Origin of the sequence: Rhodococcus spongiicola (assembly GCF_004011835.1) — a bacterium.
Lineage (GTDB): Bacteria > Actinomycetota > Actinomycetes > Mycobacteriales > Mycobacteriaceae > Prescottella > Prescottella spongiicola.
The window spans coordinates 336,156-361,539 of record NZ_RKLN01000003.1 but is presented as its reverse complement, the minus strand read 5'-3'; the positions used below and the strand labels follow the sequence as shown (position 1 = coordinate 361,539).

Genomic DNA, 25,384 nt, shown 5'->3' with positions numbered 1-25,384 from the left:
CCTCTGTGGCAACCCCGATGATCGCTCCGTCCATTCTGTCCGCCGACTTCGCGCGGCTCGCCGACGAGGCCGATGCCGTCGCCGGTGCCGACTGGCTGCATGTGGACGTCATGGACGCCCACTTCGTACCGAACCTGACGCTCGGTCTGCCCGTCGTCGAGAGCCTGCTGCGGGCCACCGATATCCCGCTGGACTGCCACCTGATGATCGAGGACCCGGGCCGGTGGGCGCCGCCATATGCGGAGGCCGGGGCACACAACGTCACCTTCCATGCCGAGGCCACCGATGATCCGGTCGCCGTGGCCCGCGACATCCGTGCCGCCGGCGCCAAGGCGGGCCTGAGCATCAAGCCGAACACCCCACTCGAGCCGTACCTCGAGATTCTCCGGAGCGTCGACACGCTGCTCGTGATGAGCGTCGAACCCGGCTTCGGCGGTCAGTCGTTCATTCCGGGCGTCCTCGACAAGGTCCGTGCCGCCCGCAAGCTGGTGGATGCGGGTGAACTCCGCCTCATCGTGGAAATCGACGGCGGTATCAACGCCGACACGATCGAGCAGGCGGCCGAAGCCGGTGTCGACTGCTTCGTCGCCGGGTCGGCGGTCTACGGGGCGGCGGACCCCGCGGCCGCCGTCGCCGGACTGCGCCGGCAGGCCGCGAAGGCGTCCCCACACCTGACGCTGACGACCTGACGAGCCAGTCGTGACTTCGTCTGCGCGCGCCCACGAGGCCGCGATGCGACTCGCGATCGATGCCTCCCAAGGCGTACGAGGGACCACCAGCCCCAACCCTCCCGTGGGGGCTGTGGTCCTCGACGCCTCCGGTGAGATCGTCGGCATCGGTGCCACCAATCCGGTCGGAGGTCCGCACGCCGAGGTCGTCGCCCTCGCCGAGGCCGGTGAGAGAGCCCGGGGCGGCACCGCGGTGGTGACCCTCGAACCGTGCAACCACCATGGCCGGACCGGTCCCTGCGCGCAGGCGCTCGTCGATGCGGGAATCGCGGCTGTGCACTATGCCGTCCCCGATCCCCACCCGATGGCCGCTGGTGGCGCCGACACGTTGCGGGCGGCCGGTGTCGCGGTGTCCGTGGGGCCGTTCACCGCCGATGTCGAACGCGGCCCGCTTCGAGCGTGGCTGCACCGGCAGCGACATGGTCGCCCTCACGTGACGTGGAAGTTCGCCGCCACCATCGACGGCCGCAGCGCGGCCGCTGACGGTACGAGCCAGTGGATCACCGGACCCGAGGCACGGGCCCGGGTGCACGCCGACCGCGCGCGCCTCGATGCGATCGTCGTGGGGACCGGGACGGTCATCGCGGACGACCCGTGGCTGACAGCCCGGCTGCCCGATGGGTCGCTCGCGTCACATCAACCGTTGCGCGTCGTCGTGGGGACTCGAGAGATCCCATCGACCGCGAAGATCCTCGACGACGCGGCACCGACCCTGGTGCTGCGCACGCACGACATCGACGAGGTACTTGCCGCGCTGGCGGACCAGGACGATGTCCTGGTCGAGGGCGGACCGCGGCTGGCAGGCGCCTTCCTCGCCGCCGGACGGGTCGACCGGATCCAGGCGTACCTCGCGCCTGCGCTGCTGGGCGCAGGATCCCACGCGGTGGAAGACGCGGGAGTGCAGACCATCTCCGAGGCGTTACGGTTTCGGCGGGAGAGCGTCGAGACGATCGGCGACGACTTGTTGTTGAACCTGATCCCAGAGAAGTGATCCCGGAGTAGTGATGCCGGAGCAGTCAAGGACCCCGCGGCTCCGGGATCCGGGCTCCGGGATATGAAGGAGTGAGACGAAGACATGTTCACCGGAATCGTCGAGGAACTCGGCGAGGTCGTCGCCGAGGAGAACCTGACGGACGCGGCGCGCTTCAGCGTGCGCGGGCCGATCGTCACCGCCGACGCCCGCCACGGCGACTCGATCGCGGTCAACGGCGTCTGCCTGACGGTCGTCGAGGTGCTCGACGGTGGGGTGTTCACCGCGGACGTGATGCACGAGACCCTCCAGCGATCGAGTCTCGGAACCCTCCAGGTCGGCAGCCGCGTCAATCTCGAACGAGCGGCGGCGGTCGACAGCCGCTTGGGGGGGCACATCGTCCAGGGGCATGTCGACACCGTCGGCACGGTCATGTCGCGAAATCCGTCGGAGAACTGGACTGTGGTGAGGATCTCGCTGCCGTCCAGCGTGTCGCGGTATGTAGTGGAGAAGGGCTCGATCACGGTCGACGGCGTCTCGCTGACGGTGTCCGCGCTCGGCGGCGAGCCCGGTGACGAGTACTTCGAAATCTCCCTGATCCCGACGACCCTCGCGCTCACCACCCTCGGTACAGCGGAACCGGGGACCCCGGTCAACCTCGAGGTCGACGTCATCGCGAAGTACGTCGAACGCCTGCACTACGCCGCCGGCCGACAGCCGGAATAACGATCGGGAATCGACGGGCCGTACTGTTGAGTTGCACCCGAGCGGATGCACCGGGGCATACTCGAGCAGAGCCGTTCAAGATTTTGGAGCCCAAACACGTGACCAGGTTCGACAGCATCGAGCGCGCAGTCGCCGACATCGCCGCAGGTAAGGCGGTCGTGGTCGTCGATGACGAAGACCGCGAGAACGAGGGCGACCTCATCTTCGCAGCGGAAAAGGCCACTCCTGAACTCGTGGCGTTCATGGTGCGCTACACCTCTGGCTACCTGTGTGTCCCCCTCGACGGCGAGGATTGTGACCGGCTCGGTCTCCCGCCGATGTATGCGACCAACCAGGACAAACACGGCACCGCGTACACGGTCACGGTCGATGCTCGTGACGGAATCGGCACCGGCATCTCGGCGTCGGACCGGGCCGCGACGATGCGTCTGCTGGCCGACCCGACCACCGGCGCCCAGGACTTCACCCGTCCCGGCCACGTTGTGCCGTTGCGGGCTAAGGAGGGGGGCGTCCTGCGTCGTCCGGGCCACACCGAGGCCGCCGTCGACCTGGCCCGCATGGCGGATCTGCGACCGGCCGGTGTGATCTGCGAAATCGTCAGCCAGAAGGACGAGGGCCACATGGCCAAGACCGACGAGCTGCGTGTGTTCGCCGACGACCACGGCCTGGCCATGATCTCGATCGCCGACCTGATCGCGTGGCGTCGCAAGCACGAGAAGCATGTCGTGCGCGTCGCCGAGGCCCGGATCCCCACGCGGCACGGCGAATTCACAGCCGTGGGATACCGCAGCATCTACGACGACGTCGAGCACGTCGCCCTCGTCCGGGGCAACATCGCCTCCGACGACGGCCGTGAGGTGCTCGTTCGCGTGCACTCCGAGTGTCTCACCGGTGACGTGTTCGGCTCGCTTCGCTGCGATTGCGGCCCACAGCTCGACGCGGCGCTCGACATGGTCGCGCAAGAGGGCCGCGGTGTGGTCCTGTACATGCGTGGCCACGAGGGCCGGGGCATCGGCCTGATGCACAAGCTGCAGGCCTACCAGCTCCAGGACGCCGGCTCCGACACGGTCGATGCGAACCTGCAGCTGGGCTTGCCCGCCGATGCGCGGGACTACGGCATCGGCGCGCAGATCCTCGTCGACCTCGGCATCAGGTCGATGCGCCTGCTGACCAACAACCCCGCCAAGCGGGTAGGCCTGGACGGCTACGGGCTGCAGATAACCGAGCGGGTCGCGATGCCGCTGCGTGCCAATGCCGAGAACCTCACCTACCTCCGCACCAAACGTGACCGCATGGGTCACGACCTGATCGGTCTCGACGAGTTCGAGCGCGGGGACGCGCTGTGAGCGGGGTCGGACGCCCCGACCTGCAACTCGGAATGGCGAAGGGCCTCGAACTGGCAATCGTGGCGGGCCAGTGGCACCCGGAGATCAGCGAGGCGCTGATCGCCGGTGCCAAGCGTGTCGCCAAGCAGGCACAGATCGACGAGCCGACACTCGTCCGGGTTGCCGGCGCGATCGAACTGCCAGTTGTTGCACAGGAACTCGCGAGGTCGCACGACGCCGTCGTGGCGCTCGGCGTCGTGATCCGCGGCGGCACGCCGCACTTCGAGTATGTGTGCGACGCGGTGACCGCGGGCTTGACCAGGGTCTCCCTCGACGAGTCGACGCCCGTCGGAAACGGAGTGCTCACCACCGACAACGAGCAGCAGGCACTCGACCGGGCGGGGTTGCCCGGGTCGGTCGAAGACAAGGGCGGTGAGGCGTGTGCCGCGGCGATCGATGCCGCTGTCACGCTGTCCGAGCTACGACGCAAGTCGACGGGGTCGACGCCTCGATGAGCGATCACCGCGACGAGTGGGATTTCGAGGTCCGATCGAAGAAGTCGGCGCGATACGCGATGGTCGCCGCCGGCGTCCTGGTGATCGTGCACGTCGTCCTGGCGCTGCTGCTGCGGACGTCCGCCACGGGCGTCTACTTCCGTACGATCGACCAGTTCGCGATGGCTGCCATCGGGCTCCTGCTGGCAGGTGGGGTCCTGATGTTGACCCGGCCGCGGCTGCGAGTGGGCCCTCGGGGCATCGGCGTGCGCAATGTTCTCGGTGAGCGTGTCGTGGATTGGGATTTGGACCGGGGTCTGTCGTTTCCCGAGGGTGCCCCGTGGGCGCGTATCGAGCTGCCGGACGACGAATACGTGCCGGTGATGGCGATCCAACTCAATGACGGCGACCACGCTGTCCATGCAGTCCGTAGGTTCCGCGAACTCGAGGCGAAGTACACCGGCTCGCGCACCGAATGAGTCTCGCGCATCGAATGAGTACCGTCGGCATCGCCGACTAGCCTTGAATCGTGCCTGATCCTTCGACGTATCGTCCCGCGCCCGGAACCATCCCGGTGGAGCCGGGGGTCTACAAATTCCGCGATCCGCACGGGCGGGTCATCTACGTAGGCAAAGCGAAGAGCCTTCGTTCGCGGCTGGGCTCGTACTTCGCCGACGTCTCGTCGCTGCATCCACGGACCCGACAGATGGTCACCACTGCAGGCAGTGTCGAGTGGACCGTCGTCCGCACCGAGGTCGAGGCGCTCCAGCTCGAGTACAACTGGATCAAGGAGTTCGATCCGCGGTTCAACGTCCGCTACCGCGACGACAAGACGTACCCGGTGCTCGCAGTGACGCTGAACGAGGAGTTCCCGCGACTGTTCGTCTATCGCGGACCTCGCCGTAAGGGTGTTCGGTACTTCGGTCCCTACTCGCACGCGTGGGCCATCCGGGAGACGCTCGACCTGCTACTGCGGGTCTTCCCGGCCCGCACCTGCGCGGCGGGAGTATTCAAGCGACACAATCAGATCGGACGGCCCTGCCTGCTCGGCTACATCGACAAGTGCTCGGCCCCGTGCGTGGGCCGGGTGACCGCGGACGAACACCGGCAGATCGTCGCGGACTTCTGCGACTTCCTCGCCGGTCGGACCGACCGATTCGTACGCCAACTAGAGGCACGGATGCAGGAGGCGGCCGAGGAGCTCGACTTCGAGACCGCAGCGCGCCTGCGCGACGACGTCGGCGCGCTGAAGAAGGCGCTCGAGAAGCAGGCCGTCGTCCTCGGTGACGGCACCGACGCCGACCTGGTGGCGTTCGCGTCCGACGAGCTCGAGGTCGCCGTGCAGGTCTTCCACGTCCGCGGCGGTCGTGTGCGCGGTCAGCGTGGCTGGGTGGTCGAGAAGGCCGGCGACGTGATCGAACGTGATGCCGTACTCGAGGACACCGCCGACTCTTCTGAGGCGGGAGGTGACACCGGACCGGACACCGAACTAGCGATCCTGGTCGAACAGTTCCTCACCCAGTTCTACGGCGAGCAGGCTGCGCTCGACGCCGCGGCGGGCCAGTCCGAACCGGCCAACACCGTTCCCCGCGAGGTCCTGGTGCCCGTGTTGCCTCGCAACACCGTCGAGATCCAGAACTGGCTCTCGACGCTACGCGGATCGGCGGTGAAGCTGCGGGTACCACAGCGCGGCGACAAGAAGGCACTCGCCGAGACGGTCGAGCGGAACGCAAAAGAAGCACTGGCTCAACACAAGATGAAGCGCGCCGGCGACTTCACGTCACGATCGGCAGCTCTGCAAGGCATCCAGGAAGCGCTTGACCTCGATTCCGCGCCGCTGCGAATCGAATGCGTCGACATCAGCCACGTGCAGGGAACCGACGTCGTCGCCTCGCTCGTCGTGTTCGAGGACGGACTTCCGCGCAAGTCCGACTACAGGCATTACGCCATCAAAGAGGCGGCCGGCGACGGTCACAGCGACGACGTCGCGAGCATTGCGGAGGTGACCCGCCGCCGGTTCCTGCGACACAACCGCGATGGTGCAACCGGGGGTGCGATGGATGGCGACGGCGGCGATCTCTCGCCGGAATCGGCGCTCGACCCGCAGACCGGTCGGCCGCGCAAGTTCGCCTACCCGCCGAATCTCTTCGTCGTGGACGGCGGCGCCCCCCAGGTCGCGGCGGCGTCCGAGGTTCTCGACGAACTCGGCATCACCGATGTCGCGGTCATCGGCCTGGCCAAGCGCCTCGAGGAGGTGTGGGTGCCGGGCGAGGAGGACCCGGTGATCCTGCCTCGGACCAGCGAGTCGCTCTACCTGCTGCAGCGAGTCCGCGACGAGGCACACCGGTTCGCGATCACGTTCCACCGCAGCAAGCGGTCGCGCCGGATGACGGCGTCCGCGCTGGATTCGGTCCGAGGTCTCGGGCAGGCGCGGCGCACGGCGCTGGTCAAACACTTCGGGTCGGTAGCACGGCTGCGCAACGCGACCGTCGAGGAGATCACCGCGGTGCCCGGCGTCGGCGTCGCAACCGCCCGCGCAGTGCTGACCGCCCTCGGCGGCGCAGAAGCAGAAGATAACGTGGGGTCGGATGTGACTGCGCGAGAGCCGACAGTAGGGGATGATGTGACGGGCATGGGCGCACCAGAACGAACAGGACAGAGTCGCGAGTGAACGACCAGCTGAAGCGGGACGAGGGCGGCATGGAGGTCGCGCTCGTCACGGGCTTGTCGGGAGCGGGGCGCAGCACGGCCGCGAAGGTCCTTGAGGATCTCGGATGGTACGTCGTCGACAATCTGCCACCCGAACTGATCACACGCATGGTCGACCTCGGCGTCGAATCCGATCCACCGATCCGCCGGCTCGCCGTTGTGCTCGACGTCCGCAGCCGGCCGTTCTCGGGCGATCTCGGGCGAGTCGTCGCCGAGCTCGAGGAGATGCCCGTACAGATGCGGGTGCTGTTCCTCGAAGCGAACGATTCGGTGCTGATCCGTCGCTTCGAGCACGTGCGACGCAGTCACCCGCTGCAGAGTGACAGCAAAGAAGGCACCCTGTCCGACGGGATCGCTGCTGAGCGCGCGAGCCTGGCCCAAGTGCGAGCCGCCGCCGACCTCGTTGTCGACACGTCGTCCCTCGCGGTTCGCGAGCTACGCGAGAAGATCGAGACCGCGTTCGGTGGCGAGTCCAGCGGCGAGATCCAGGTCACGGTGCAGTCTTTCGGATTCAAACACGGGCTTCCGATGGACGCGGACGTGGTGTGCGACGTCAGGTTCCTGCCGAATCCATACTGGATCCCGGAATTGCGTGTGCACACCGGACTGGAGGAGCCGGTACGGGACTACGTGCTGTCCCGGGACGGAGCCGATGAGTACCTCGGCACCTATCTGCGCCTGCTGGAGCTGACGACGGCGGGATACCGCCGGGAGGGAAAGCGCTATATGACGATCGCGGTCGGGTGCACCGGCGGCAAGCATCGCAGCGTCGCCATGTCGGAGGCGCTCGCGGGACGACTGCGGATGCAGGCCGGCCTCGCCGTCCGTGTCGTCCACCGCGATGTGGGGCGCGAATGAGCGACGAGCGACGCAGCGGAATCGGTCGTGTGCCCCGAATCGTCGCGCTCGGCGGCGGCCACGGCCTGTACGCGACGCTCAGCGCGGTTCGGCGACTGAGTTCGGACGTCACAGCGGTGGTAACTGTCGCCGACGACGGCGGATCCTCGGGTCGACTGCGCAACGAACTCGGGGTCATCCCACCCGGCGACCTGCGGATGGCGCTGGCCGCATTGGCAGCACGCGAACCTCGCGTCCAGTCGTGGACCGACGCTGTCCAGCATCGCTTCGGCGGTACCGGCGCGCTCGCCGGACACTCCGTCGGCAACCTGATCCTCGCCGGTCTCACCGAGGTCCTGGGTGACCCCGTCGAGGCCCTCGATACGGTCGCTCGGCTGCTCGAGGTCGAGGGCCGAGTGCTGCCCATGTCGCCGGTCGCGCTCCAGATCGAGGCTGACGTCGTCGGGCTCGAATCCGATCCCCGAGTCAGTCGTTGCATCCGTGGCCAGGTAGCGGTCGCCACGACGCCCGGCAAGGTCCGGCGCGTGCGACTGCTCCCGGCGAACCCGCCCGCCTGCCCCGATGCACTCCAGGCGATCGACGCCGCGGACGTTGTCGTGCTCGGGCCGGGGTCGTGGTTCACGAGCGTGATTCCACACGTATTGGTCCCTGAGTTGCTCGACACGATGATGCGCTCGCCGGCACGGAAGGTGCTGATCCTCAACCTCGCGCCGGAGCTGGGGGAGACCGCCGGATTCTCCACCGAGCGTCATCTGCACGTGCTGTGCCAGCACGCGCCGGATTTCCGGGTGGATCATGTAGTCGTCGATTCGGCGTCGGTTCCGGCGGGCCCTGAACGTGACGACGTATGTCGCGCAGCGAAACAACTCGGTGCACAAGTCGTCTATGCCGACGTCGCCGAGGAAGGCACCCACAAGCATCATGCGGGAAAACTCGCGGCTGTTCTGGAACGTCTCGCCGAGCGCGAGACGGCGGAGGCCAGGCTGGTCGAGGTACACGGTGGGAATGACGGCCGTGGGAATGCCAGCTGTGGGAATGACAGCGGCGGGAATGACAACACTGCGGAACGGACGGTCGGGGGAAGGGAGAGCGCCTCGTGGCAATGACAGCCGAGGTCAAGGACGAGCTGAGCAGAATCACGGTGACGCAGGTCAGCTGCCGGAGGGCGGAGGTGTCGTCGCTGCTCCGGTTCGCGGGCGGCCTGCACATCGTGGGGGGTCGCGTGGTCGTCGAGGCCGAAGTGGATCTGGGATCGATCGCGCGACGGTTGCGCGGCGAGATTCTCGACCTCTACGGCTATCACTCCGACGTGCACGTTCTCAGTGCCAGCGGTCTGCGCAGGGGCTCGCGCTACGTGGTGCGGGTCGCGAAGGATGGTGAGGCGCTCGCCCGCCGGACCGGGCTGCTCGACATGCGGGGGCGGCCGGTTCGCGGACTCCCTGCCCACGTCGTCGGCGGCAGTGTCGGCGACGCCGAGGCGGCATGGAGGGGGGCGTTCCTGGCTCACGGATCCCTGACCGAACCCGGTCGTTCCTCAGCGCTCGAGATCAGTTGCCCCGGCACCGAGGCGGCGCTCGCTCTTGTCGGAGCCGCAAGGCGGCTCGGCATCACAGCCAAGGCCCGCGAGGTCCGTGGCACCGACCGCGTAGTCGTGCGCGATGGTGAGGCGATCGGTGCCCTGCTCACTCGGATGGGTGCGCAGGACACTCGCTTGACGTGGGAGGAGCGCCGCATGCGGCGCGAGGTGCGGGCGACGGCAAACCGGCTCGCGAACTTCGACGATGCCAACCTGCGGCGTTCGGCGCGCGCGGCCGTCGCCGCCGCGGCACGCGTGGAGCGTGCCCTCGAGATCCTCGGCGAAGACGTCCCGGACCATCTCGCGGCGGCCGGCACGCTGCGCGTCAAGCACCGTCAGGCGTCACTCGAGGAACTGGGGCAGCTCGCCGACCCGCCGATGACCAAGGATGCGGTGGCGGGCCGGATCCGCCGGCTGCTGTCCACTGCGGATCGCAAGGCCAAGGAGCTCGGAATCCCCGACACCGAGTCTGCGGTCACCCCGGAGTTGCTCGACGAGGCGTGAGCACTCCGAACGGGCGAGTCACTCGACCGAGAACAGCCGGGCCGCGTTGTCGTGGCACACCGCCCGCAACCACGCGTCACCGAGGTCGAATCGGGTAAGCCCCTCGAGCCCGTCCAGGTACGGATACGGAATGTTGGGGAAGTCGCTGCCGAACACGATGCGCTCCTGCAGGTCTTCCAGTCGATAGACCTGATCACGTGGAAAGGGCGATAGTTCTTCGGAGTGATCGGTGAACGCCATGGTCGTATCGAGGTAGACGTTGGGATATTTCGCAGTCAGCTCCAGGAAATCCCGATACTCAGGCAGGCCCATGTGGGCGATGATCAGAGGCAATCCTGGGTACCTCGCCAGCAACTCGGAGATCGGCTCAGGACCAGTGTATTTGCCGGGTGCAGGGCCGGAGCCGCAGTGGATGACGATGGGGACCCCGGACTCCTCGAGCAGTCCCCATACCGGGTCGAGGAGCGGGTCGTTGGGAGAATAGTCGCCTACCTGGATATGCGACTTGAAGACCCGAGTACCCGACTCGATCGCTTCCGCTACGTAGGACGCCGCGGACTTCTCCGGGTAGAACGTTGATGTCCGCAGGCAGTCGGGTGTGTGTGCCGCGAACTCAGCCGACCATTGGTTCAGCCACGCAGCCATGTCCGGCTTGTGCGGATAAATCATCGACGTGAAGCGTCGAACACCGAACCTGCGGAGTTGTTCGATGCGGACATCCTCATCGTGTCGGTAGCGAATCGGCCAAGGACGGCCGGTGAGCGGCCCGGCCGAATCGAAGTAGCTCCACACCTTCTCCATTACGTTCGCGGGCATGAAATGGGTGTGCACGTCAATGATTCCGGGCAGCCCCAGACTGCGCCAGAACTCTTGCACGTGTGGATCCTCGGACACCGGTTCTCCTTCTACACTTCATTCGACTCGTCTCTCTCGACGACGAGGCGGTTCAGAACAACGTACGCGCCTCCTCGAGCTCGGTACCGGGCGGTTCGCCTACCCCGCGCCAACGGAACGCCACTTGGTTGCTGCCACCGTCCAGATGCCCGCGCTTCCCGAGGTCTACCGCGCCGGTTTCGGCAACATGGACATTCTGCCGATCGAAGAATTCCGGGTTCTGGCGTTTCTACCGTCTGACTGCGCAGTTCGAGTCGGGTACCTCATTTCACAGGCGATTCGCGGAAATACCGAAAATTGAGATACCTACGAGGGAAGATGTTCGAGAGAAGGCGGGTTACGGGCGCTCTAGCGGTCGAGTAACTGCGGCGGGCCCCAGATGGTGCTGTGTCACTGCGGGAAGCGATTCCGGGAGGCCTATGACTTAGCTGCGACACGGGGAGCATCACTGCGCACCCACATATTCATGTAACCGTTCGGTTTCCAGCGAATATGGTCCACGCACAAGATGTTCGGTGGGCTCAGGTGAGGTCCGTGTTCGCACTACGACATGGTGGGAATTCGATGAAACTCTTCAGAAGTTTGACGTTGTCCGTATTGGTCGCCTGCGCGGTGGTCGTCGGTGCTGCAACGGCGCACGCCGAACCCGCACCTCAGGGAGCCGATCCTGCACCCCAGGAAATCGACTGGTCTCAGCCCTTGCTGACCCCGACCCCCGAGGGCAACAGTCAGGCGGCCGAGCAACTCTTCCCGGGCAACGATGCCAAGCAGGACGCCTTCGACGACATGACCAACGAGCTCAATATCGGCTGGAACAACGGGGGCATGACCGCCGTGCTGATCGGTGCCAACGTGGGCATGCTTGTGGGGTGCGTGTCGATCTTCCCGAACATGTTCGCCGGCTGCATTGTCGGCACGGTCGTCGGCACAATTGCGGGTGCTGTCATCGGTATCGATGAGGGAAATCCGAATGCACGGCCCGCAGTTGAGGAGTTCTTCGCCATACCCTGAGTGGTAGCGAGCTGCTGCCCCGGTCCCACTCGGGCCGGGGCAGTAGCGCGTCTTTGGTCAGCTGGGTGACGGCCTGGGCTAGATGTACGGCGCGGAGCGGCTGCATACCTACGCGCCGCCGGCAGTACTGCGCCGTCGGGCCGACACTGCGCCGTCGGCAGCAACGTTCCCGTCAATCGCTTGATCAACGCACCGGGGTGCTGCAACCAGATCGCGAAACGGTCTCACTTCACCCGTCGGAAATCGCTCCCGGACTCGGTGGCAGGGTCAGATGAGCAGTGGTGTGGGCAGGCGCACTAGTGTGGAGCCACATCGACCGAGGAATCCCGCGTTTCGGTTCGATCGTCGTGGGCATCAACGTGCCCGCGGGATTTTGTGCGGGCGCAAACTGGCACAACAGAGTAGATGGGCAAAGGAGCTAATTGTGACTGTCCGGGTAGGCATCAACGGCTTCGGTCGTATCGGACGAAACTTCTTCAGGGCGGTTGATGCGCAGAAGGCGCTCGGCACGACCGACATCGAGATCGTGGCAGTCAACGACCTCACGGATAACGCGAGTCTGGCTCACCTGCTCAAGTACGACTCGATCCTGGGTCGTCTGCCGCACGACGTGTCGCTCGACGGCGATGACACCATCGTCGTCGGCGAGACCAGGATCAAGGCCCTCGAGGTCAAGGAAGGCCCGGCGGCGCTGCCGTGGGGCGACCTGGGTGTCGACGTCGTCGTCGAGTCCACGGGAATCTTCACCAACGCCGCGAAGGCCAAGGGCCACCTCGACGCGGGTGCCAAGAAGGTCATCATCTCGGCGCCGGCCACCGACGAGGACATCACAATCGTGATGGGCGTCAACGACGACAAGTACGACGGCAGCCAGAACATCATCTCCAACGCGTCGTGCACCACCAACTGCCTCGGCCCGATCGCCAAGGTTCTCGATGACGAGTTCGGCATCGAGAAGGGCCTGATGACCACGGTTCACGCGTACACGCAGGATCAGAACCTGCAGGATGGTCCCCACAAGGACCTTCGTCGCGCCCGTGCCGCGGCCCTGAACGTCGTTCCGACCGGCACCGGTGCCGCCAAGGCCATCGGCCTGGTCCTCCCGCAGCTGCTGGGCAAGCTCGACGGCTATGCGCTGCGAGTTCCGATCCCCACCGGTTCGGTCACCGACCTCACCGCTGACCTGCGCAAGTCTGCTTCCGTGGCCGACATCAACGCCGCGATGAAGGCTGCCGCGGAGGGCCCGCTCAAGGGCATCCTCAAGTACACCGAGGCGCCCATCGTGTCGTCGGACATCGTGACCGACCCGCACTCGTCGATCTTCGACGCCGGCCTGACCAAGGTCATCGACGATCAGGCCAAGATCGTGTCCTGGTACGACAACGAGTGGGGCTACTCCAACCGTCTCGTCGACCTCATCGGCCTCGTCGCCAAGTCCCTCTGAGGGGAGTGGAACCCGTGACTGCGCCCGCAGGATCTGCTCCTGTCAGGACGTTGAAGGACCTACTGGACGAGGGCGTCGAGGGTCGCACCGTGTTGGTGCGGTCGGACCTCAATGTCCCGCTGGATGGCGGTGCGATTACCGACCCTGGTCGCATCGTCGCGTCGGCGCCTACCATCTCGGCGCTCGCCGAGGCCGGCGCCAAGGTCATCGTCATGGCACACCTCGGCCGCCCCAAGGGCGAGCCCGATCCGGCGCTGTCGCTGGCCCCGGTTGCGGCGAAGCTCGGCGAGGTGCTCGGCCGCAACGTGCAACTCGCCGGCGACGTGGTCGGGCAGGATGCGCTGGCACGCTCCGAGGGCCTGACGGACGGCGATGTGCTCCTGCTGGAGAACATACGTTTCGATCCGCGTGAGACCAGCAAGGACGATGCCGAGCGCGAAGCTCTCGCCAGAGCACTCGTCGACCTCGTGGACGGTGACGGCGCCTTCGTTTCCGACGGCTTCGGAGTGGTGCACCGCAAGCAGGCGTCGGTCTACGACGTCGCGAAACTGCTCCCCAACTACGCAGGCACACTGGTCGCGGCCGAGGTCGACGTGTTGGCGAGGCTGACGGACAATCCCGAGCGCCCCTATGCGGTGGTGCTGGGTGGTTCGAAGGTGTCGGACAAGCTCGCGGTGATCGAGGCATTGGCCCCCAAGGTCGACACCCTGGTCATCGGCGGCGGCATGTGCTTCACCTTCCTTGCGGCGCAAGGGGTGCCGGTCGGCGCCTCCCTCCTGCAGGAAGAGATGATCGACACCTGCAAGGGACTGCTCGAGCGGTACGCGGACGTCATTCACATCCCGCGCGACGTGGTGGTCACCGACTCGTTCTCGGCCGACGCCGAGTCGAAAACGGTTTCCGCGCTGGACATTCCGGACGGCTGGATGGGTCTGGACATCGGTCCGCAATCGGTGAAGCGTTTCGCCGCGATCCTGTCGGGCGCCAAGACCGTGTTTTGGAACGGCCCCATGGGCGTGTTCGAGTTCGAGAAGTTCTCGGCGGGAACCAAGGGTGTCGCCGAGGCGATCATCGAGGCCACCGGGAAGGGCGGGTTCAGCGTCGTCGGTGGTGGCGACTCGGCGGCGGCCGTCCGCTTGCTGGGCTTGCCTGAGGACGGTTTCTCGCACATCTCGACCGGTGGTGGCGCGTCCCTCGAGTACCTCGAGGGCAAGACCCTACCTGGCATCAGCGCTCTCGAGAGTGGGGCGGCCCTCGAAGATCGCGCGCAGGAGGGCTGAGGCATGGCACGCAAGCCTTTGATCGCCGGCAACTGGAAGATGAACCTCAACCACCTCGAGGCCATTGCGCTGGTGCAGAAGATCGCGTTCTCGCTGCCCGCGAAGTACTTCGAGAGGGTCGACGTGACGGTGATTCCGCCGTTCACCGACCTGCGCAGCGTGCAGACACTGGTCGAGGGCGACAAACTGCTCCTCACCTACGGTGCCCAGGACGTCTCGCCGCACGACTCCGGCGCCTACACAGGTGAGGTCAGCGGTTCGATGCTGGCCAAACTGGGCTGCACGTTCGTCGTTGTCGGCCACTCCGAACGGCGCACGCTGTTCGGCGAGTCCGACGAGATCGTGCTCGCCAAGACGAAGGCCGCGCTGAAGAACGGGCTCACCCCGATCGTGTGCATCGGCGAGGGTCTAAACGTCCGCGTGGCGGGTGAGCACGTGGAGTACAACATCGCGCAACTCCGGGGCTCGCTGGCAGGGCTGTCGGCCGAAGACATCTCCAAGATCGTTGTCGCCTACGAACCCGTGTGGGCCATCGGTACCGGCAAGGTGGCCTCCGCCGCCCACGCGCAGGAGGTCTGCAAGGCGGTACGTGAGGAGTTGGCCCGGCTCGCTTCTCCGGAGGTTGCCGCCGGTGTCCGCGTGCTGTACGGCGGTTCGGTGAATGCCAAGAACGTCGGGGAGATCGTCAACCAGAGCGACGTGGACGGTGCCCTTGTGGGTGGCGCATCGCTGAAGGCGGACGAGTTCGCGACCCTGTCGGCGATCGCCGCCGGCGGGCCGCTGCCGTGACAACGGCCGATGTTGCTGCCGTGACGGGTGGCAAAGTCGACTGAGCGAAGGCGGGGCGCCACGACCGTGAAGTCGGGTGCCCCGCTTTTCGCGTTCCGTACCGCCGAGACCGGGCGTTGAACTCGGGCCGATGCGCCGGAATAGCCCGGCTGATGTCGAGCCCTGGCTGTCAACAGGTAGGCTGGTCAGGCTAGTGACCGAATCCGTCGTGCGTGAAGGGCAGCGAATACCGAAATGGCACTGTTCCTGGACATCCTGCTGGTGATCACCAGTCTGCTGCTGATTCTGCTGATCCTGCTGCACCGCGGCAAGGGCGGCGGTCTGTCCAGCCTCTTCGGCGGCGGCGTCCAGTCCAGCCTGGCGGGGTCCAGCGTCGTTGAGAAGAACTTGGACCGGGTCACGATCTTCACGGCGGCGATCTGGGTGATCGCCATCCTCGGCATAGGGCTCGAGATCAAGTTCGGCTGACGAGGGCGGGGCCGCCGTAGGCGATCTGGACACGCTGCCGGTCCGCGACCTCCAGATCACACCGTCCGCAATCTTGTCGTGCGACGGACGGCGCATGGTTCGATAATTGGGTGATGACCGGGATCCCTGTGTCGTCGTCCACCGGCGCCCTGTCGTCTGCCGAGCTGCGGGCCGCTATCGAACCACTCCGGGAGGACATCCGTCTGCTCGGCGGAATGCTCGGCGAGATCGTCCGAGAACAGTCGGGTGACGACATCTTCACCCTCGTCGAGCGGGCGCGGGTCGAGTCGTTCCGGGTCCGAAGGTCCGAGATCGACCGCGCACAGCTCGAGGAGATGTTCGCGCAGGTCGACACTGCGGATGCGATCCCGGTGATTCGCGCGTTCAGTCACTTCGCGCTACTCGCGAACGTCGCCGAAGACATCCACCGTGAGCGCCGTCGTGCGATCCACGTGCGGGCGGGTGAGCCGCCGCAGGACAGCAGTTTGGCTGCCACGTACGCGAAACTCGACGCGGCGAATCTGGACCCGATATCGGCCGCCCGGGCGCTCAGGGGCGCGCTCGTGGCGCCGGTGATCACTGCACACCCGACTGAGACGCGGCGGCGGACCGTGTTCGAGACGCAGCACCGGATCACGGAGCTGATGCGACAGCGCGAGTGGGTGTCGGGGGACCCGGTCGAGACAGAGGCGGTGGACCAGCAGCTGCGTCGCCAGATCCTCACGTTGTGGCAGACCGCGCTGATTCGCCTGCACCGCTTGCGGATCCAGGACGAGATCGAAGTCGGATTGCGGTACTACGACGCCTCGCTGTTCGGGGTGGTGCCGCAGATCAACGCCGAATTGCGTGATGCGCTGCGGTCGCGCTGGCCGGACACCGACGTCCTGTCGAAGCCGATGCTGCAGCCGGGATCGTGGATCGGCGGCGATCGGGACGGGAACCCGTTCGTCACAGCCGACGTGGTCAGGCGGGCGACGCACCGCGCTGCGGAGACCGTGCTCGAGCACCACCTCGCCGAACTAGAGGCGCTCGAGCGGGAATTGTCGATGTCGGCGCGAGTGGTGTCGGTGACAGCTGATCTGAACCGCCTCGCCGACGCGTCTGGGGACGATTCGGCGTTCCGAGCGGACGAACCCTACCGTCGCGCGGTTCGCGGATTGCGGCTCCGACTGACCGCGTCGGCCGCTCGGATTCTCGGACATCGGCCGACTCACGCCGTCGACGGTGACCTTCCCGGGTACGCGCTGCCGGCCGAGTTGTTGCGGGATCTCGAGATCATCGACGCATCACTGCGTTCCCACGGCGACGGCACGGTCGCAGACGACCGTCTGGCGCATCTACGAAACACTTTGGAGGTCTTCGGATTCCATTTGAGTGGGCTGGACATGCGGCAGAACTCCGAGGTCCACGAGACGGTGGTCGCGGAACTGCTCGCGTGGGCCGGGGTACACCCGGACTATCAGTCACTGACGGAGGACGAGCGGGTGCGGTTGCTCGCCGGCGAGCTCGCCACTCGTCGTCCGCTCGCGGGCCCACAGGCCGAATTCAGTGAGTTGACAACGAAGGAACTGGGCATTCTGCGAGCGGCGGCGGACGCTGTGGAGCGGATCGGACCTGAGGCCGTCCCGAACTACATCATCAGTATGTGCGACTCCGTCAGCGACATGCTCGAGGTCGCGATCCTGCTCGCCGAGGTGGGCTTGTTCGACCCGGACGGCGAAGACGGCCCCTACTGTGCTGTGGGCATCGTCCCCCTGTTCGAGACTATCGACGACCTTCGACACGGGGCGGAAACCCTCACTGCCACCCTGGAAGTGCCGATCTACCGGGCGTTGGTCGCAAACCGGGGCGAGTGCCAGGAAGTGATGCTCGGATATTCCGACTCCAACAAGGACGGTGGCTACCTCGCCGCCAACTGGGCGCTGTACCGAGCGGAACTGGATCTGGTCCGAGCGGCGCGCAAGTCGGGAATCCGGTTGCGGCTCTTCCATGGCCGGGGTGGCACAGTTGGTCGCGGTGGTGGCCCCAGCTACGACGCGATTCTGGCGCAGCCGCCCGGCGCGGTGGAAGGGTCGTTGCGGATCACCGAGCAAGGGGAGATCATCGCGGCCAAGTACGCCGAGCCGCGTCCCGCGCGCCGTAACCTCGAGGCCCTGGTCTCCGCGACTTTGGAGTCGACACTCCTCGACGTGGAGGGTCTCGGCGACGACGCCGCGCCGGCCTACGCGATTCTCGACGAGCTCGCTGAAATCGCCCGGGTCGCCTACGCCGACCTCGTGCACGACACGCCAGGGTTCGTCGAGTACTTCAAGGCGTCGACTCCGGTCGCGGAGATCGGTGCCCTGAACATCGGGAGTCGCCCGGCGTCACGTAAACCGACCGAGTCCATCTCGGATCTGCGAGCGATTCCGTGGGTCCTGTCGTGGAGCCAGGCGCGGGTGATGTTACCCGGCTGGTACGGCACCGGCACCGCGTTCGAGACGTGGGTCGGCGGGGACGCGGATCGCCTCGCGGTACTGACCGATCTGTACGAGCGGTGGCCGTTCTTCCGGACCGTGCTGTCGAATATGGCGCAGGTGCTGTCGAAGTCCGACATGGGCTTGGCCGCACGGTATTCCGAGCTCGTGACCGACGTAGCGCTACGCGAGGAGGTGTTCGGCAAGATCGCCTCCGAACACACTCGCACCATCGCGATGTACCGTGCGATCACCGGCCACGACAACCTGCTCTGGGACAACCCAGCGCTCGAGCGTTCGGTACACAATCGCTTCCCGTACCTCGAACCGCTCAACCACCTGCAGGTCGAGTTGCTGCGCCGCTACCGCAGCGGCGAGGACTCCGTCGGTGTTCGTCGGGGAATCCAGTTGACGATGAACGGACTGGCCACCGCGTTGCGGAACAGCGGCTAGGGATACCCACTCGAGCGGGCCCGCAGGACCTTCGAGTTCGGAGGCGGCCGCGATCGACAGGTTTCTCGTGCGATTGGGGAGACCTACTCCTGGGCTCGGTGTGATGACCGTCACTGCCCTTCTGCTACGGTCCGGTAACTCGTTCGGCGGGGCGTCGGTCTGTCTGCGCTCCGGTCCTCGGAAAGTGAGCTAGAGGTGCGTATTCAGGGGAGGGTCTCGAGAATGTGGCGACAGCTACGAACCAGCCGGAAGAAGCGTCTGGGGGCCATGGTCGTGACGACTTGCGCGGCCATGACGGTGGGGACTTCGTTGTTAGTCCCGGCATCCGGCGCGACACCGGTGGACGACTTCTATGTTCCTCCAGTGCAATTTGATGCGACACCGGGAACGGTGGTACGGACCGAGCCTTTGGCGGTCTTCGCGACCGTTCCGGCATCGGACGGGGCATGGCCCGTCGCGGCGGAAAAGGTCTTGTACACCTCACTGACGCAGGATGGCGACCCCGTCGCGGTCAGCGGCACCTTCATCGACTCCGCTCATCCCTGGGAAGGCGACGGGGACCGGCCGACTGTCGTGATCGCTCCTGGCACCGCCGGGCAGGGGGACCAATGCGCGATGTCCGTGGCGTTCTCCACCGGCCTGTATGCCGATCCGGCGGAGTTGTCGTTGTCGGCGAACCAGGAATTGGTGTCGGCGTCGACGTGGAGTGCTCTCGGTGCCCGCGTCTTCGTGACTGACTACATCGGTCTGGGCACGCCCGGGATACACACTTACGCCAATCGGGTGGAGCAGGCGCATGCAGTGCTCGACGCTGCCCGTGCTGCGAACGCGCTGGCCGACGCCGGCCCGTCGGCCCCGGTGGTGTTCTGGGGCTTCTCACAGGGTGGCGGCGCGGTCGCGGCGGCGGCGGAGATGCAGCCGACTTATGCGCCGGAACTCGAACTCCGCGGCACATGGGCCGGGGCTCCGACCGCGGATCTCATGTCCGTGCTCCCGTTGATCGACGACAGCAATCTCATCGGAGGTGCTGTCGGCTACGCGGTGAACGGATTCGCGGAACGCAACCCGCAGATGCGCGAGTATGTCGACGAACTGGTCACGCCTACGGGCAGGGAACTTCTCGAATTCCTCAGCGTCTCGTGCATCGCCGACGTGATGGTAAAGCACCCTTTCATGCAGTCGGGTGACCTGACCGTTGACGGCCGGCCGTTGCTCGAGCACCTGGACGAGATCCCCGACGCTGTCGAGCTGCTCCGGCAGCAGCGCATCGGCACCGTGGCTCCGTCCAGCCCGGTCCTGATCACCAGCGCACTCAACGACGACACGGTGCCCTACGGCCAGGCCCGACAGCTCGCCGAGGACTGGTGTGCCCAGGGTGCGACGGTCACCTTCCGTACGAACCCCCTGCCCCCGATCCTGTCCGGAGCGGCCCTTCCGAATCACCTGGCTCCGGCGTACATCGACGGATACGGCCCCGACAGCGCCATCAGCTACCTGCTCGATCGGCTCAACGGGGTGCCACTGTCCGGGTGCACCTTTGACTGACGGCATTGTCGCTGACGTGATCAAGGCTGTAGATTCCTCGAGACGGGAGTGAACAAACAGCCGGACACCCGATGCGGGTCCGGTCACGCGATCTTCCGCCCGTACGCGGATGACGAGATTCCGTGGGGGACTTCACACATTGCGCTGACACGGCTGGAAGCGGTTGTGATCGGCCTCTATGGAGGGGTGAGTATTGAGGCATTCCCGGTTCGAAGCGATCGGCGGGTACCTACCAGAGCGGGCGGTGACAACCGACGAGTTGATCGATCGTCTCGCTGAGAAGCCGAGCTTCGATTTCGCAGCAGTCACCGGTGTTCGGGAGCGCCGTGTACGAGCCACGTCGCCGGAGAACTACGAGGACTCGTTCACGCTCGCGATGAATGCGGCCCGCGACTGCCTGTCCCGGTCCCGCTACCGCGCCGAGGATCTCGATGCGATCGTCTCGGTGTCGATCACCAGGAGCAAGGATGGTGAGAAGTTCTACTTCGAGCCGTCCTTCGCGTCGATGATTGCGAAGGAACTCGGCGCACGCCAGGTGATTCACTTCGACATCTCGAATGCCTGCGCCGGCATGCTCACGGGGACGTTCTTGCTGGACAGGATGATCCGTTCCGGGATCATCCGAAACGGCATGGTGGTCAGTGGGGAGGCGATCACCCCGATCGCCGAGACCGCGGTCAAGGAACTGTCCGGTGGCTACGATCCGCAGTTTGCGTCGTTGTCGGTCGGCGATTCCGGCAGTGCGGTGATCATCGACGTGTCGGAGGACGAGCGCGACCGGATCCACTACGTCGAGATGATGACCGCATCGGAGTTCTCGGACGCGTGTATCGGGATGCCGAGCGACCGCACCCAGGGCATCGCCCTTTACACCGACAACCGGCGGATGCACAACGAGGACCGGTTCAAGCTGTGGACCGACAGCCAGCGCTCCTTCCTGGCGGAACAGGGCCGCACGTTCGCCGACGAGGACTTCGACTACGTCATCCACCACCAGTTCGGGGCGTCCGCGGTGACGTTCCTCAACGGGCTCGGCGAACGTGAGTTCGCCCAGCCGATGCCGCCGCCGCTCAATGTCATCGACAAGTACGGAAATACATCGTCGACGTCGCATTTCGTTGTCCTTCACGACCATCTGCGGCAGCGCAACATCCCACCCGGTTCGAAGGTGCTGATGGTGCCCGCCGCGTCCGGCGTGGTCACCGGATACCTGTCGGCCACGATCTCGAGCTTGGAGGCCTGATATGGGTGTAGTCATCACCGCCACCGGTGCCAGTCACAACACGGACACGGCAAGCGTCGTCGAACACTCGTCGAGGGCGGCCCGCGCCGCCCTCGCGACCGCGAAGGTCGGGCCTGAAGAGGTCGGAGTGCTGATCAATACCGGCACCTATCGGGACTCGAACACGGTCGAACCGGCGGTCGCCGCACTGATCCAGAAGGCGGCAGGGATCGGCCTCGACTATGGCGAAACCGATCCGCGGTCGTTCTCCTTCGACCTGATGAACGGCGCGTGCGGTGTGCTCAATGCCGTTCAGGTTGCGTCCGGGCTCCTCGAGGCCGGTACGACCGCGCGTGTTCTCATCGTGTCCGGGGATACCCATCCGTCGATGACGGGTTCGAGCGCTCCGCAGGACTTCCCGTACACGACGTCGGGCGGCGCAATGCTTCTCGAACACGTGGACGGACCGGAGGGATTCGGACCGGTGCACGTCGATCTTCTCGACGGCGACCCTGCCGTCGAGGGGTTCGTCGACAGCAGCACGATGGGAGTCACCGGGCGTTCGGCGATGACCGTGGCCCGCGACGACGGCTTCGAGGTTCGTGTCCTCGACGCGGCGATCTCGGCCGCCTCCGCGGCTCTCGGCGCAGCAGAGATCGATCCGGCCACCACAGTGCTGATCTCCTCACGTCCGACCCCGGACTTCCAGGCCGCGTTGGCGGCCAAGCTCGGTATCCGCGCCCTCGATGACGACCCCGAGGGCCCGCTCGGCGGCGACATGCACACCGCCGCATTGACGCTCGCATACCACCATGCAGCGACAGCGGACCGGATCGGGGACGCGACCAGCGTGCTATTCGTTGCCGCCGGTTCCGGACCCAGTGCGGCGGCGGCGGTGTACCGGATCCCGGGCCGGGCGGCCTAGTGACCTCCGCCTGGGTCACCTCGTGGCAGGACCGACTGCCGGATACTGCTCGGCGCCGACCCGACGCGCCCGCGGTGACCTTCGCCGACGGTCCGAAAACTGCTCTGCCCAGCTACACAGATCTGACGTTCGCCGAACTGGACGCGTGGTCGGAGGAATTGGCTGAGCAGTTCGCCGCTGACGGGATCACTGACGGCACCCGCACGATCGTGCTCGTCAACCCAGGCCCTGAGTTGTACGCCATCCTGTTCGGACTGTTCAAGGCTGGTGCAGTTCCTGTGGTCATCGATCCGGGGATGGGCCTGCGGCCGATGTTGCGATGCCTGGCCGCGGTCGATCCCCAGGCGTTCATCGGGATCCCGCAGGCCCACGCCGTACGGGTGCTGTTCCGGCGCGCGTTCCGGAACGTGCGAGCGACGGTCACCGTCGGGCGGCGATGGGGGTGGGGTGGCCGCACTTTTTCCTCCACCGGTCGCACCCCCAAGCGCCCAGCGCAGTCCCGAAAGCCGGTCGCCGCCGCCGACGATCTGCTGATGATCGCGTTCACCACCGGCTCGACCGGACCGGCGAAGGCAGTCGAACTCACGCACGGCAACCTCGAGGCGATGCTCGCGCAAACCCAGTCGATGACCGAGGCCACCGAGGACGAGACCGCATTGGTGACTCTCCCGATGTTCGGCATGCTCTACCTGCTCCTCGGCGCGCGGATCGTTCTGCCACCGTTGATTCCCAGCCGGGTCGGTGCCACTGACCCACTGCACGTGGTCAACGCGATCAATCGGTTCGGTGTGGCCACACTGTTCGCCTCACCCGCCGTGCTCGGACCGCTACTCGAGCATGCGCGCACTCACAAGTGGACGATGTCCACCGTTCGAGCCGTGTTCTCCGGTGGCGCCCCGGTCCCCGACAGCGTCATCACCGGGTTGCGCGACGTGCTTCCGAACAAGACGCAGATCCACGCCGGTTACGGAGCGACCGAGGCGATTCCGATATCGTCGATCGAGTCTCGAGAGCTGCTCGCGGGGCTCACCGACCGGGCCCGCGACGGCGCCGGGACCTGTATCGGCCGACCGGTCGACGGAGTCGAGGTACGCGTCATCGAAACGGTCGACGAGCCGTTGCCCAGGTGGAGCCAAGCGCAACCCCTGGACGACGGCGTGGGCGAGCTCGTGGTCCGCGGCCCGAATGTCAGCACCCGCTACTTCTGGCCCGACGTCGCGAACTTGACCGGAAAGATCAGCGAGGGAGACCAGGTCTGGCATCGCACGGGTGACCTCGGATGGATCGACTCCGATGGACGAATCTGGTTCTGTGGACGCAAGTCCCAACGTGTCGATACCGAGTCCGGCGTTCTGTATCCGGTACAGGTCGAGCAGGTCTTCAGTGCCGTCGAAGGTGTCGCGCGCACCGCGCTCGTCGGGGTCGGGGTGCGCCCCCACCAGCGTCCAGTGCTGTGCGTCGAACTCGTTTCCGGCGCAGATCCCGACGCGACGATCGCCGCCGTACGGGCCCGCGCCACCGAGAATCCGCTGACTGCCGGGATCGAAACCGTCCTGGTCCATCCACGCTTCCCCGTCGATATCCGTCACAACGCCAAGATCGGTCGCGAACAGCTCGCCGTCTGGGCCACCACCGAACTCGACCGGCGCCAGGAGGGCACACGATGAAACCTGCACTGCTGAGAGCTATCCCGATCGCGGGCTGGATCTACCTCGCTTATGGCGGGATCCGCGCAGCCCGCGGACGGCCCATCGAGCATCCCGTGGCCCGCGCGGCGTGGTGGATCGACGCAGTCCTCAGCACCGTCGGGCACGCTGTCCAGATCCCGTCGGCGATCCGTGCCGCCGGACCGCACCGGTCGCCGGTCGCCACCGCTGCCCTGACCATGGCGTTCGGCATGACCTGGCGGACGGCCCAGAAGCCCACGAAGGAGAACTCCGCGTGAAGATTCTCGTCACCGGAGCATCCGGGTTCCTCGGCGGCCGGCTCGCCCGCCGCCTCGCCGACGACGGCGACTGCGACGTGTCGATCCTCGTGCGGCCAACCAGCCGCCTTGTCGACCTCGGTGACCTTTCGGCGATGCGGATCCTGTACGGAGACCTCACCGATTCCGCTTCCCTCGAAGCCGCCACCCTCGGCGTCGACGTCGTCGTCCACAGCGCCGCTCGTGTCGACGAGCGCGGAACCCGCGCCCAGTTCGAGCGGGAGAACGTCGAGGCAACCCGGGTGTTGCTCGCGGCGGCGAAGGCCAACGGAGCCAGCCGTTTCGTGTTCATCTCGAGCCCGAGCGCGCTGATGAGCTACGACGGCGGCGATCAGATCAACCTCGACGAGAGTGCCCCCTATCCCTCGAGGTTTCTCAACCTGTACTCGGAGACGAAGGCCGCGGCCGAGCAGCTCGTCGTGGCCGCGAACGCCGACGGGTTCACCACCTGCGCGCTGCGTCCGCGAGCGATCTGGGGCCCCGGCGACCGATCGGGCCCGATCGTCCGGCTCCTCGGCCGCGCGCGGGCTGGAAAGCTACCGAATCTATCCGGCGACCGCGATGTGTACGCCTCACTGTGCCACGTCGACAACATCGTCGACGCGACCGTCAAGGCTGCCAAATCCGGCAGTGACGTTGGCAAGGCGGTCGGTGGCAAGGCGTACTTCATCGCCGACGCCGAGGTCACCAACATTTGGCCCTACATGGCCGAGGTCGCGAAGGAGTTCGGGTTCACGCTGCCCGACAGGAGCGTGAACCCGCGCGTGGTGTCGGCGATCGTGAAAGTCCTCGACCGCGTGTGGACGCTCCCGTACCTCGCTGCTCGCTACTCGCCGCCGCTGTCGATGTATGTGCTCGCACTGATGACCCGATCGGCGACATTCGACACCAGTGCCGCCGAACGCGATTTCGGGTACACGCCCGTCGTCGACCGTGTGACCGGAATGCGCCAGTTTCGGGAGTGGGTCGAATCGCAGGGCGGCCTCGCGGAACTGACCCGCGACCTGCCCTGATCAGATCCAC

General features: G+C 66.2%; 23 protein-coding genes. 22 read left to right on the top strand and 1 reads right to left on the bottom strand.

The window, feature by feature from the left end; genetic code table 11:
• Window positions 1-5: 5 nt before the first annotated feature.
• The 10 genes from rpe to whiA all read left to right on the top strand — a co-directional run bounded on the left by rpe (window position 6) and on the right by whiA (window position 9,890).
• The gene (gene rpe / locus EF834_RS09725) at window positions 6-689 is read left to right on the top strand and encodes a ribulose-phosphate 3-epimerase (RefSeq protein WP_127947009.1); all 684 of its coding nucleotides are present in this window, start codon (window positions 6-8) and stop codon (window positions 687-689) included.
• A gap of 10 nt (window positions 690-699) precedes the next feature.
• Window positions 700-1,719: a bifunctional diaminohydroxyphosphoribosylaminopyrimidine deaminase/5-amino-6-(5-phosphoribosylamino)uracil reductase RibD gene (ribD, locus tag EF834_RS09720; protein ID WP_268960983.1), complete on the top strand. Its 1,020-nt coding sequence runs from the start codon at window positions 700-702 to the stop codon at window positions 1,717-1,719.
• Between the two features lie 84 nt (window positions 1,720-1,803).
• Entirely contained in the window at window positions 1,804-2,424 is a 621-nt protein-coding gene (locus EF834_RS09715) for a riboflavin synthase (RefSeq protein WP_127947008.1), read from the top strand.
• 98 nt (window positions 2,425-2,522) lie between these two features.
• Window positions 2,523-3,770, top strand: coding sequence for a bifunctional 3,4-dihydroxy-2-butanone-4-phosphate synthase/GTP cyclohydrolase II (locus EF834_RS09710; RefSeq protein WP_127947007.1), 1,248 nt, complete (start codon window positions 2,523-2,525; stop codon window positions 3,768-3,770).
• Window positions 3,767-4,264, top strand: a complete 498-nt coding sequence (gene ribH / locus EF834_RS09705) for a 6,7-dimethyl-8-ribityllumazine synthase (protein ID WP_127947006.1) — start codon at window positions 3,767-3,769, stop codon at window positions 4,262-4,264. The genes EF834_RS09710 and ribH overlap by 4 nt, the downstream gene beginning before the upstream one ends.
• The gene (locus tag EF834_RS09700) at window positions 4,261-4,722 is read left to right on the top strand and encodes a PH domain-containing protein (protein WP_127947005.1); all 462 of its coding nucleotides are present in this window, start codon (window positions 4,261-4,263) and stop codon (window positions 4,720-4,722) included. The genes ribH and EF834_RS09700 overlap by 4 nt, the downstream gene beginning before the upstream one ends.
• A 50-nt stretch (window positions 4,723-4,772) precedes the next feature.
• Complete coding sequence (gene uvrC, locus EF834_RS09695) at window positions 4,773-6,914, top strand: excinuclease ABC subunit UvrC (protein WP_127947004.1); 2,142 nt, start codon at window positions 4,773-4,775, stop codon at window positions 6,912-6,914.
• A gap of 29 nt (window positions 6,915-6,943) precedes the next feature.
• Window positions 6,944-7,810, top strand: a complete 867-nt coding sequence (gene rapZ / locus EF834_RS09690) for an RNase adapter RapZ (protein ID WP_127947327.1) — start codon at window positions 6,944-6,946, stop codon at window positions 7,808-7,810.
• Complete coding sequence (locus EF834_RS09685) at window positions 7,807-8,916, top strand: gluconeogenesis factor YvcK family protein (protein ID WP_127947003.1); 1,110 nt, start codon at window positions 7,807-7,809, stop codon at window positions 8,914-8,916. The genes rapZ and EF834_RS09685 overlap by 4 nt, the downstream gene beginning before the upstream one ends.
• Entirely contained in the window at window positions 8,913-9,890 is a 978-nt protein-coding gene (whiA, locus tag EF834_RS09680; RefSeq protein WP_206615245.1) for a DNA-binding protein WhiA, read from the top strand. Before EF834_RS09685 ends, whiA begins: the two co-directional genes overlap by 4 nt.
• A gap of 18 nt (window positions 9,891-9,908) precedes the next feature.
• Here the strand turns inward: whiA and EF834_RS09675 are convergent, their stop codons facing one another.
• The gene (locus EF834_RS09675) at window positions 9,909-10,784 is read right to left on the bottom strand and encodes an amidohydrolase family protein (protein WP_127947001.1); all 876 of its coding nucleotides are present in this window, start codon (window positions 10,782-10,784) and stop codon (window positions 9,909-9,911) included.
• Window positions 10,785-11,348: 564 nt separating this feature from the next.
• Between EF834_RS09675 and EF834_RS09670 the strand changes: the two genes are divergently transcribed.
• The 12 genes from EF834_RS09670 (at window position 11,349) to EF834_RS09615 (ending at window position 25,374) form a co-directional block, all read left to right on the top strand.
• On the top strand, window positions 11,349-11,795 hold the full coding sequence (locus EF834_RS09670) for a hypothetical protein (protein WP_127947000.1): 447 nt from the start codon (window positions 11,349-11,351) through the stop codon (window positions 11,793-11,795).
• 424 nt (window positions 11,796-12,219) lie between these two features.
• Window positions 12,220-13,239, top strand: a complete 1,020-nt coding sequence (gap, locus tag EF834_RS09665; protein ID WP_127946999.1) for a type I glyceraldehyde-3-phosphate dehydrogenase — start codon at window positions 12,220-12,222, stop codon at window positions 13,237-13,239.
• Window positions 13,240-13,253: 14 nt separating this feature from the next.
• Window positions 13,254-14,519: a phosphoglycerate kinase gene (locus tag EF834_RS09660; protein ID WP_127946998.1), complete on the top strand. Its 1,266-nt coding sequence runs from the start codon at window positions 13,254-13,256 to the stop codon at window positions 14,517-14,519.
• Between the two features lie 3 nt (window positions 14,520-14,522).
• Window positions 14,523-15,308 carry a triose-phosphate isomerase gene (gene tpiA, locus EF834_RS09655; protein ID WP_127946997.1) on the top strand — a complete coding sequence of 262 codons (786 nt, stop codon included), beginning with the start codon at window positions 14,523-14,525 and terminating at the stop codon, window positions 15,306-15,308.
• Window positions 15,309-15,542: 234 nt separating this feature from the next.
• On the top strand, window positions 15,543-15,776 hold the full coding sequence (gene secG / locus EF834_RS09650) for a preprotein translocase subunit SecG (RefSeq protein WP_127946996.1): 234 nt from the start codon (window positions 15,543-15,545) through the stop codon (window positions 15,774-15,776).
• A gap of 113 nt (window positions 15,777-15,889) precedes the next feature.
• Window positions 15,890-18,685, top strand: a complete 2,796-nt coding sequence (ppc, locus tag EF834_RS09645; protein ID WP_127946995.1) for a phosphoenolpyruvate carboxylase — start codon at window positions 15,890-15,892, stop codon at window positions 18,683-18,685.
• A gap of 222 nt (window positions 18,686-18,907) precedes the next feature.
• On the top strand, window positions 18,908-20,230 hold the full coding sequence (locus EF834_RS09640; protein WP_127947326.1) for an alpha/beta fold hydrolase: 1,323 nt from the start codon (window positions 18,908-18,910) through the stop codon (window positions 20,228-20,230).
• Between the two features lie 193 nt (window positions 20,231-20,423).
• Entirely contained in the window at window positions 20,424-21,473 is a 1,050-nt protein-coding gene (locus EF834_RS09635; protein ID WP_127946994.1) for a 3-oxoacyl-ACP synthase III family protein, read from the top strand.
• Between the two features lies 1 nt (window position 21,474).
• Window positions 21,475-22,377 carry a beta-ketoacyl-[acyl-carrier-protein] synthase family protein gene (locus EF834_RS09630; RefSeq protein WP_127946993.1) on the top strand — a complete coding sequence of 301 codons (903 nt, stop codon included), beginning with the start codon at window positions 21,475-21,477 and terminating at the stop codon, window positions 22,375-22,377.
• Complete coding sequence (locus EF834_RS09625; RefSeq protein WP_127946992.1) at window positions 22,377-24,044, top strand: fatty acid CoA ligase family protein; 1,668 nt, start codon at window positions 22,377-22,379, stop codon at window positions 24,042-24,044. The genes EF834_RS09630 and EF834_RS09625 overlap by 1 nt, the downstream gene beginning before the upstream one ends.
• Window positions 24,041-24,322: a hypothetical protein gene (locus EF834_RS09620; RefSeq protein ID WP_127946991.1), complete on the top strand. Its 282-nt coding sequence runs from the start codon at window positions 24,041-24,043 to the stop codon at window positions 24,320-24,322. The genes EF834_RS09625 and EF834_RS09620 overlap by 4 nt, the downstream gene beginning before the upstream one ends.
• Window positions 24,319-25,374, top strand: coding sequence for an NAD-dependent epimerase/dehydratase family protein (locus tag EF834_RS09615; protein ID WP_127946990.1), 1,056 nt, complete (start codon window positions 24,319-24,321; stop codon window positions 25,372-25,374). The genes EF834_RS09620 and EF834_RS09615 overlap by 4 nt, the downstream gene beginning before the upstream one ends.
• Window positions 25,375-25,384 lie beyond the last annotated feature (10 nt).